The organism is Enterococcus sp. C76 (assembly GCF_040886985.1).
Lineage (GTDB): Bacteria > Bacillota > Bacilli > Lactobacillales > Enterococcaceae > Enterococcus_B > Enterococcus_B lactis.
The window spans coordinates 84,182-93,613 of the sequence record NZ_JBFOEY010000010.1 but is presented as its reverse complement, the minus strand read 5'-3'; the positions used below and the strand labels follow the sequence as shown (position 1 = coordinate 93,613).

The window sequence follows — 9,432 nt, the reverse complement described above, 5'->3', positions numbered from 1 at the left end:
TCGATAGAATCAAGCTTCGCAAGCTGTTCTTTTTTAACGACTCAGTTATCTTATCACGTCTAAAAACATGTGTCAACTCTTTTTTGGAATTTTCACAAAATGTTTCAATCAGATGCGACAACGTTGTTTAATATATCATTAAAAAAAATAAAGGTCAAGCTAAAATAATATTTTAGCTTGACCTTATTATAATTTCAACGATTGTCAAAAGTATTGTTTGCAACTGTGTTCCCTGTTTCTATTGATAGAATACAGCTTTCGAAACATAAGTTTTGAACTGCTTCGATTCGTCCAAATTCTTTTGCAGTTATTGTACAATGAGTAAAGCAGACATCTTCTATAGGTTTTTCAGGAAATGCTACCAAGTCAAAAGCCCGAGAAGGAAGTGGATAGCCTGGAGAAAGACTTGCCTGTACATTTTTGACATGTATGTCTCTAACTTTTGTCATTTGTTTTGATTCAGGTATTTCTTCAGCCACTGCTTGCCAACTTTCTGGCATTCGTTCAAGGCCATTGCTATTTTTTCTATTATATTCATTATGCCAGTCCATTATCCAAGAAAACGGAAATTGTACATCCATCATATTCAGGTTTTCTACCCTGATATTTTCAATCACTCCCCCTCTTTCTCTTGAAGATTTCATTCGAATACCACAGTCTGACTGAAAAAAATTGATATCATGAATATACACATCACTAACTCCAGCACTCACTTCGCTACCAATAGTTACGCCGTAACCTGAACGAATGTTACATCTCGCAATCTCGATTCTTGATGATGTTCGATTGACTCTTGCACCGTTACCGTCCCTGCCAGATTTAATAGCGATACAATCATCACCACAGGCCAAATCACATTCATAGATACGCACATCTGTTGAAGAATCAATGTCAATCCCATCTGTACTTGGCCCATCATTATGACGGATGATTACTTTTTCTACTAATACATCGTTAGAATAAGTGATTTGCAGGTTCCAAAAACCTGATTTTTGAAAAATCAAATCACGAATGACAACATGTTCTGCATGATACAGTAAACACGCGCGCGGACGCTTAATAGCATAATCTGCAATCCAACGCAGTCCCTTTCGATCATATTCAGCTCTTGTTCCGCTTTTTTGGTCTTTCCCCCAATATAGTTCCCACCAATGCTCTCCTTGACCGTCGATTATTCCTTTTCCTTCTATAAGAATATCTTTTGCTGAGAGAACATTCAAAATCGCTGCTGGCCATTTCATTTCTATTCCAGCAACTCGTGTATCAATCTCTGGAAATGCTTCGATCTCTGTTTTTCCCTTGAGAACAGCCCCTTCTTCGAAGATGAGATGGCTCTTATCTTTTAAAAAAAGTGCACCGACTAAATAAATACCTTTTGGAATAAATACGGGCAAGTGTTCTTTTGCACCTTGATTGATTGCCATTTGCAGCATTACTGTATCATCTTGTTGAATGTTGTTTGTTTTAAAGTCTAAAGCATTGATGAACTCTTTTTTTGTCTGCAATACTTTTCTCCTTATCTTTCATTGATTTTTTTTAATTCTTCACCAATAAACACAGTTTTCGAACGATTCAGCGGATACCCTACTAACAAAATGATTGCGGATACAAATAAACAAAATGCTGGTAGCAAGTTTGCCATCGTATAAATTCTTTCTTGTACTAAAACTGATTGGATAGCCCCACCTGTTGTAGACGATTGGTAACCAATGAGTGCTAGCATAAATCCTCCGACTGCTCCTGCACATGCTTGTCCTACTTTTCTCGCAAAAGAATTCACTCCGTATACTGTTCCATCTTCTCTTAAGCCTGTCTTATATTGATGATAGTCAATCACGTCAGTAATGAATGCCCAGACCATCAAATTGAATAAACCAGATCCTAAAGTAGCAATAAATAAAAGAATCAGATATACCCATGCATTGGTTATATGAAGGAAATACATCAGCAAGTACATACATGAAGAAGCGAGTAACGCAAATACGCTTGCTTCCTTTTTACCAAATAATTTTGTCAGCTTTGTAGCAAATGGTGCTAAAACTACTACTGTTCCGTAAGTAAATAAAAGAGCAACAGACATTGCTTGTTTATTATGGAAGTAATCATTAAATAAATAAGTCATATTCGTCCCAGCTAAAATCTGATTGATCACGATGAAAATGTCAACAATGACTAAAATAATCAGTGCTCGGTTAGCTAACAAACCTTTTACCAACTGAGAAGCAGACACTTTTTCGTTTTTGACAACTCTTACTCGTTCAGTAGTCAATTTACAAGTCAGCATGTATGCGACAAATGCAATTGCCGCACATCCGATGGAAATCCAAAAGAAATGATTCCCCGAAACGACTTGCTGCCCACTCTTGTTATGGGTGTACATCAAAATCGGGATAAAGAACCCTGTAGTTGACCCGCCAATCGCAGAACCAATGCTTCGGAATGTGGATAGCGAGGTGCGGTCATTAGGATTTGAACTAATGGCTGCTGCCATTGCTCCGTAAGGGATATTGATTGTTGACAGAAAAATACCATAAACAATATATGAAACAAAAATATATGCAATCTTCACCGTCATTGGAAGATGTTGGACGAATGGTAAAAACAAAATGACTGTCACTAAGCAAAATGGATATTTCATTTTTCTGATCCAAGGAATAAATCGGCCAGCTTCTGTTAACTCTGAGACATCGCATAATCTTCCAACCATCACATCAGCAAACGCATCCAAAATTCTTGAGATCAAGAATAACGTACCTACGATTGCTCCTGAAACACCAAGAACATTCGTATAATAAATCATCAAGAAACTATTGACCAAACCTAAAATAAAACAGTTACCTAAATCACCGAACATGTAGCCTATCTTATCGGAAATCCCAAATTCCTTTTTTTCTTTTTTTACTGTATTTGCTGTAACAGCATTTTGTGAAAGCATTTGAATTCCTCCTACCTCTTCTAGTAAACGTTTTCAAAATTATAACTCTTTTTTTATTGTTTTGATATTCACAATATTGACATTTTATTGCATTATCTTGACAGAGAAAAAACAAAAATACTTTCAAAAGCATTGTCACACAAGGGCAATGATATTATTTGCATAACATCATAGATAAACAAAAAGATTCACTAACTAGCAAAAACAAGTTAGTGAATCTCTATTTATTAGAGAGTTAGATTATTCAAGATCTTTTCCTTCGTACTTAAAAAATTCAAAGTCCGCATAACTTCCTCTTTTTCTATTCAAATCATGTACGACTATCCCGATAAAATTCCCGGTAAATCCACCTGAGAGTATACACATGTTTTTTTGTAGACCTACTTCCTTCCATTCTTCAGATGGTGTGTCTTTCAAATAAAACTGTGCTGTCTCTTTCCTTACGGCTACTTTCAAGAAAGTCTTCTTTTCTGTGAGTGGAATCCTCCAATCTTCTATTTGTGCAACTCCGTTTTCTGATTCTATCATACGAAGACATTTTCCCTTGTTCTCATCCCAAGTAACATAGCAATAAATATAATTGGATTCATTTAGGTACAATACCAGTCCAGCCATCTGATTAAAATTATTAGGTGTATATTCAAATGCTGTCTCCGCATCAAAAGTAAAATCCGTTTGCCGAATAGCTAATAAGTGATGGTCAAAGGTAGATTGAAGAGATTCACCGGCAATCAGTCGTAAAAAACCAGGTCTAGTTTTTGTATCACACCAATCAGCCCTTGGCAAAATACGTCTGGCATTCCAGTTCTTTTTTAGCTCTCCTTCAAATGTATCCATAAACTGATGATCTCTCTCTTGTTGTACCTCTTCATTCGTCTCAATCATTATTTCTTCCATCGGAGTTGTCTGGTTATCTTTAAGCCTTAACCAATCGTCGGACGTCCAATACACTTCTTGGATAGCGGTTTCTCTTCCCAAAATAGCCGCACCGTTTAATGGTCTGGTACAAAGATATGTCATGTACCATTTTCCTGACGGGGTTTGTACTAAGCTCCCATGTCCTGTACATTGCAATGTAGAAGCAGGTTTGTCACTAGCTGTCAGCATAGGAAAACCAGGATCAAGCTCGTAAGGACCAGTAATCTTCTTTGCTCGGCAGACTGTGACTGAATGTCCTCTTCCTGTACCGCCTTCTGCTGTCATCAAATAATAATACCCGTTACGAAAATACAAATGCGGTGCCTCTGTTTTCGCTAATTCTGTACCTGCAAATATTTTATAAATGGGACCGTCAAGCTTCTTCTTCTCTGCATCATATTCTTGCAATACGATACCGCTGGATTTATTCGGTGTGTCCAGACGATAATCCCATAATTCATTGACAAGCCATTTTTTTCCTGTTTCCAAATCATGAAACAAAGAAGGATCAAAGCCGTTACTATTTAAATAAATCGGTTCGGACCAAGGTCCTGTGATCTCAGATGCAGTAATCAAGTAATTGTGGACATCTTTAAACGGACGGCCTGCACTTTTGACATCTGTGTAAACAAGATAGAACAATCCATCAGCATAACTGATTTGCGGTGCCCATATGCTTCCGTTTGTAGGATTTCCTTGCAAAGATACTTGAGTGGTCAAAATATCCGTTGTATGTGACCAATTGACTAAATTCTTCGACTCATATACTCGAATTCCTGGAAGCCATTCAAAAGAGGAGACAATAATGTAATATCGGTCTTTCGCTCTTAAAATATTAGGATCTGGATTGAACCCTCTTAAAATAGGATTTTTCACTTTGATAGTCTGCATGATTCAGGCTTCCTTTCTTATTCTTACTCGATACAAACTGAATGCCCCAGCGGCAAAATAAAAAAATGCAAAAGGAAACGCAATAAACTGAGTGCCGACCAACAATATAACTCCCGTTATAAAATACAAGCCAGTGGCAGTTGTTAAGTATTTTCCTTTAGCCGTCAAAAATAGTGCTACTGCTAAAAAAGCAAGTGAAATAAACAATACAACGGCAAACAGACCAGTCATGTCCTGTAATAGCTCAAATGTATTTTCTAAAGACAAAGTTGGATGATCGACAGCAAGCGACTGATAACTTTTTTTAAACTCTGACGCAGACATATTACTTAAAGTAACTGCTAACCCGCCAAAGAAAATCAGAGATAGGCTGCCACCGATCATTCCTAGCAATAGTTCCCATTTTCTTTTCATTTCAGAACCCCCTGCTTTTCTAAATGGATCCATTCAGGTCTTTTGATTGGTGTTTCATAATTGTTATTTCGTTCAGAGAATTTGGCAGTCTGTTCATTTTTCTTGTCATCCCAATTGTCCCAACCAGTTGGGTGAACATGCCCACCTATCTTACACGCTTCAAACACGACATTTGCATACGGACGCCACGGTCTTCCTAAATAGACGTTTCTAGTATCAGGCTCTGCAGTCAAGGTACAGCTTTCAAAACGATACCCTGATTTTTGATTTTTCGGCGTAGATGCTGCTGTGATGTATCCAGGATTTTTACTGGCTAAGCTATGGATACGGCACTGGCGAAAAACTGCATCTGCCCCACCAAATATGAAATCCACCGTTCCTTCAATCCAACAATATTCATAGGTCTGACGACAATAATCAGGATTGGCAGAAGCCGGTGTACAAAAAGGTGTACCATCTTTTTGCAAGTCAGGCAACGGACCCGTGCATAAAGTATCCTGATAACCAGTTAGTCGACAGTTTTTTAACAATACGCGATCTCCTGAATTGAATAAAGCAACAGCTTGACCTACTTTTTCTCCTGGACCTGCTGTATTTTCGATGTGAAGATTTTCTAATACGACATTCGATCCTTCTAAGAAAAAAGTAGCACTTCGGAAAGTCCCTAACTGGCTACCGTCAAGATACTCCTGTTTTGCAAAACGATTACCGGAGATCAATACTGTTCCTGTTCCCATAAGTTTAAAATTGGATAATCTGCTTTCTATATATTCATCATATCTTCCTTCTTTTACTATCAAGACCTTTGGATGGCTATCCGGCAGGTCTGCCAAATAATTGATTCCTTCTTGGATAGTTTCAAAATCCGTCGGGGTATCTATAGAATTTTTTCCAATTATCAGTTTGTCTTTCATCCTCATAAATGCTCCCTTATGAATTGTTTCCAAATGTTTCTCATTTCTTGTGTTTCCATATGACCGCCTGTTAAAGAAAAAGAACAAAAGTTTTCTGGACTACCCATTGATCGATACTTCTTGTCCAGTCCTTTTCTCAGCTTCAGTACGCCTTCGTCCAAGCACATCGTATCGTTTTTTCCAACTAAGCTAAGACGAGGGCGCGGAGCGATTTTTTCTTGGATTGCTAACGTTGTATAAGCTGTCAGTAGGTTTGGCACATAGTAATAAAACCCATGATGATCTAGGCGACGATGTAGCAAAAGTGTTTCGATGTCCACCTGTGCCGCTAGATCAATACAAACTTTGACACGAGAATCCAATGCCGCCACCCACCAGCTTAATAAGCCTCCCATAGAAAGACCAATCGTTGCGATCCGTTGAGTATCTGTGTCTTCCCTTGTCTCCAAATAATCGATCAAGCTGATCACATCATAAATACGCATTCCCCATAATGTTTTTCCTGTTAATAAAAATTGTTTGAACAACTCGCTTTCGGAAATACCTCCGCGTTCTTCAAATCCCCAAGCATCAATCGACCAAACAGCATATCCCATTCCTGTCAGTACTTCTGCAAAAGATGGAGAAGCTAAGTAAGGAGCACCATGGATCAATTCACTTTTCCCGACTGAAAAATCTCCGCCGTGAGAATGCAGGTAAAGGACCGTCGGAAACGGTCCTTCTTTCTCCGGGTAAGCATAAAGTGCTGGTACTGTTTCCAATTCATTTAAGTACAGTTGATAATATTCAAGCATAAACCCATTTTGTTTTTCTCTGTATAATCGCTTTCCACTAGGAGTAAGTCTGCTAGATGGATCACCTAAAAAGTCATTCAACTGCATAAGCAAAGTTTTTACGAACAACCAGCTCATCCATATTTTCCGATTGAGTTGATCGGAATTTCTCAATACTGATTTCTTTCGTATTTTCTAATAGAAATGCTGGTCCTTCATGATTCTCAATCGTCATTTGATTAAAGGTAACCTTATCCGCAAAACCAATGTAAAATCCTTGCTTACTCATTTCCTCTATCCCTGTCATCATAGCAGGGACACCGGGAACTGCATCTTGGGCCATTGAAACATCAATATTATCAAATGTGATTTCTTGTATAAACTGTTCTGCTAATCCATAAATAAATCCTGCAGAAGCATGGACATTCCTTGCCGTGATATTCGAAAAATGGATCCTTCTGAATGCTGGTGTCCGCTCATCTATCGGATAAGCCGTTTTTTCCCATACATATGGTTCTTTTCCTCGCGGACCGCAGAAATAATAAAGATTCAGTATAAATGGACACATCACATTATCCATGACTATATTGGATACTCGAATATCTTCAACGATCCCGCCTCGACCTCGTCTAGATTTCAATCGTATTCCTCGATCAGTTTCTTGGAAGATACAATTTGAAATGGTAATATTACGTATACTACCACTCATTTCACTTCCTAACACGACCCCTCCGTGTCCATGGACCATCGTGCAATTTGTAATCGTGATATTTTCACAAGCAATTCTTTCGTACGTATCTTCAGTCCCTGCTTTGATTGCGATACAGTCATCTCCCACGTCAATATGGCAATTACTAATACGCACATTTTTGCAGGATTCTGGATCGATGCCGTCTGTATTTGGTGAATCCGCTGGGTTCAAAATCGTCAAGTTGTCAAACGTCGCGTTGCTACAAAGAATTGGGTTGATCGTCCAACTTGGTGACTGGATCAGTTTGATATCTTTCACAGTGATTCGATGGCAGTTATGGAAACTCATCAATTTAGGACGAGGATAAGCCAGATTATCTGGTTCGTTTCGGAAAGTATGCCACCATTTTTTTCCATTTCCATCTAATGTACCGAAACCAGTGACAGAGATGTTCTCTACATTTTGTGCATAGATACAGGAAGCATAGACTTTTCGATGGACTCCTTCCCAACGTGAATGAACAATAGGATAATCTTTTGGATCGTCAGAGAATTTCAAAACCGCCCCTGCGCTCAAATGAAGTTCTACATTGCTTTTTAAAAATAAAGCCCCTGTTAAAAATTCACCTGCTGGCACAACTACGGTTCCGCCTCCTGCGCTTGCTGCTGCATCAATCGCTTGTTGTATTGCTTCAGTATTCAATTCATCAATTGATGCGCCAAATGTCAAAATATCATACATGTTTATAATGCCTCCACTTCGATCAATGCTTGCAAGAATGCACCGACACCTTTTTGATCATTACAAATAATCGGCTCACTGATGTAGTAAGCGTATGAACCATCTCGCTGTTCTGCTCCGCCCAACCCTGCTACTTGACAGTTTTTGTTCAAGTTCAACCAGCCTTCTTTTGTTTCAAGAACAAATTCATCGAGTAGTCCTTGATGAGATTTTTTCACTTGCGGCAGCCACTCTTCTTTGTTCAGCAAGCCTAAGCGTATCCCTTTAGCCATTGCGTAAACAAACATACTGCTGCCAGAAGCTTCCAGATAATTTCCTTTCCGTTTTGTTTCTGTTGTTACTTGATACCATGTCCCACTGTTTTCTTCTTGATACGGAAGTAATGCGGTCAATGTCTTTTCTAAAATTTCCTTCAGCAAAGAACAATCCGTTTCCGCATGAAGCAATTCATAGGTATCTGCCGCAGCCATCAAATACCAGCCAATCGATCGACTCCAGAAATGATGAGATAAACCTGTTTCTGGGTCAGCCCATGGTTGGACTTTCTTTTCATCCCATGCATGGATTAATAAATTTGTTTTTGGATCGAATAAATGTTTATAGCTGATTTCAAACTGTCTCAAGACATCTTGGTAATCTTTTTCCTCACTAAAATTCTGGATAAATTCAGCATAAAAAGGTGAGCCCATATATAATCCATCTAACCAAATTTGATAAGGATAAATTTCTTTATGCCAAAAAGCCCCTTCGGATGTACGCGGATGGTTTGCCAACTGCTGGGAAAGGAGTTCTGCTGCTTTTTTATATTTTTCTTCGCCTGTTTCTTTGTACAATAAAAAGAAAAGCTTTCCTGTATTTACATGGTCGATATTGTATTCTTCAACGCTGTAGCCACGGATCGTTCCATCTTCTTGCACGAAATAGTCGATATTGTCTTTTATGAAATCAAAATAAATTTTTTCTTGGGTTTGTTCCCAAAGTAATTGGAACCCTTTAAGTACGACGCCATAGTCATAAGACCATTTTCCTTTATACCACTTTTCTTCATATAAGCGAGGTGTTCTTTCCATGATGCTTTTTGCTAATCTCTTTGACCAGTTTTCCATTATTTGCTCTCCTTTAAAAATTAAAATAGGATTTGGGACAAATACCAAG

8 protein-coding genes are annotated in these 9,432 nt (G+C 38.4%); all 8 read right to left on the bottom strand.

All coding sequences use genetic code 11. The features are described from left to right. Positions 1-194: 194 nt before the first annotated feature. Positions 195-1,505 (bottom strand): glycoside hydrolase family 28 protein, encoded by a 1,311-nt coding sequence (locus AB3I00_RS12365; RefSeq protein WP_368025342.1) that lies wholly within the window; start codon positions 1,503-1,505, stop codon positions 195-197. Between the two features lie 11 nt (positions 1,506-1,516). After that, complete coding sequence (locus AB3I00_RS12360; RefSeq protein WP_002297765.1) at positions 1,517-2,935, bottom strand: MFS transporter; 1,419 nt, start codon at positions 2,933-2,935, stop codon at positions 1,517-1,519. Between the two features lie 240 nt (positions 2,936-3,175). After that, entirely contained in the window at positions 3,176-4,744 is a 1,569-nt protein-coding gene (locus tag AB3I00_RS12355) for a glycoside hydrolase family 43 protein (protein ID WP_070770266.1), read from the bottom strand. Positions 4,745-4,747: 3 nt separating this feature from the next. Then, positions 4,748-5,158 (bottom strand): DUF4064 domain-containing protein, encoded by a 411-nt coding sequence (locus AB3I00_RS12350; RefSeq protein ID WP_086286455.1) that lies wholly within the window; start codon positions 5,156-5,158, stop codon positions 4,748-4,750. Then, on the bottom strand, positions 5,155-6,078 hold the full coding sequence (locus AB3I00_RS12345) for a pectinesterase family protein (protein WP_368025341.1): 924 nt from the start codon (positions 6,076-6,078) through the stop codon (positions 5,155-5,157). Before AB3I00_RS12345 ends, AB3I00_RS12350 begins: the two co-directional genes overlap by 4 nt. Continuing rightward, the gene (locus AB3I00_RS12340) at positions 6,075-6,953 is read right to left on the bottom strand and encodes a dienelactone hydrolase family protein (RefSeq protein ID WP_104764799.1); all 879 of its coding nucleotides are present in this window, start codon (positions 6,951-6,953) and stop codon (positions 6,075-6,077) included. Before AB3I00_RS12340 ends, AB3I00_RS12345 begins: the two co-directional genes overlap by 4 nt. Beyond that, positions 6,940-8,277, bottom strand: coding sequence for a glycoside hydrolase family 28 protein (locus AB3I00_RS12335; RefSeq protein WP_002314474.1), 1,338 nt, complete (start codon positions 8,275-8,277; stop codon positions 6,940-6,942). Before AB3I00_RS12335 ends, AB3I00_RS12340 begins: the two co-directional genes overlap by 14 nt. Positions 8,278-8,279: 2 nt before the next feature. Beyond that, complete coding sequence (locus AB3I00_RS12330; protein ID WP_070770257.1) at positions 8,280-9,383, bottom strand: glycoside hydrolase family 105 protein; 1,104 nt, start codon at positions 9,381-9,383, stop codon at positions 8,280-8,282. Positions 9,384-9,432 lie beyond the last annotated feature (49 nt).

Bases quoted from the DNA above. Each gene is read 5' to 3' on its own strand.
- AB3I00_RS12360 (WP_002297765.1), bottom strand. From the start codon at position 2,935: ATGCTTTCACAAAATGCTGTTACAGCAAATACAGTAAAAAAAGAAAAA.
- AB3I00_RS12355 (WP_070770266.1), bottom strand. From the start codon at position 4,744: ATGCAGACTATCAAAGTGAAAAATCCTATTTTAAGAGGGTTCAATCCA.
- AB3I00_RS12350 (WP_086286455.1), bottom strand. From the start codon at position 5,158: ATGAAAAGAAAATGGGAACTATTGCTAGGAATGATCGGTGGCAGCCTA.
- AB3I00_RS12345 (WP_368025341.1), bottom strand. From the start codon at position 6,078: ATGAGGATGAAAGACAAACTGATAATTGGAAAAAATTCTATAGATACC.
- AB3I00_RS12340 (WP_104764799.1), bottom strand. From the start codon at position 6,953: ATGCAGTTGAATGACTTTTTAGGTGATCCATCTAGCAGACTTACTCCT.
- AB3I00_RS12335 (WP_002314474.1), bottom strand. From the start codon at position 8,277: ATGTATGATATTTTGACATTTGGCGCATCAATTGATGAATTGAATACT.
- AB3I00_RS12330 (WP_070770257.1), bottom strand. From the start codon at position 9,383: ATGGAAAACTGGTCAAAGAGATTAGCAAAAAGCATCATGGAAAGAACA.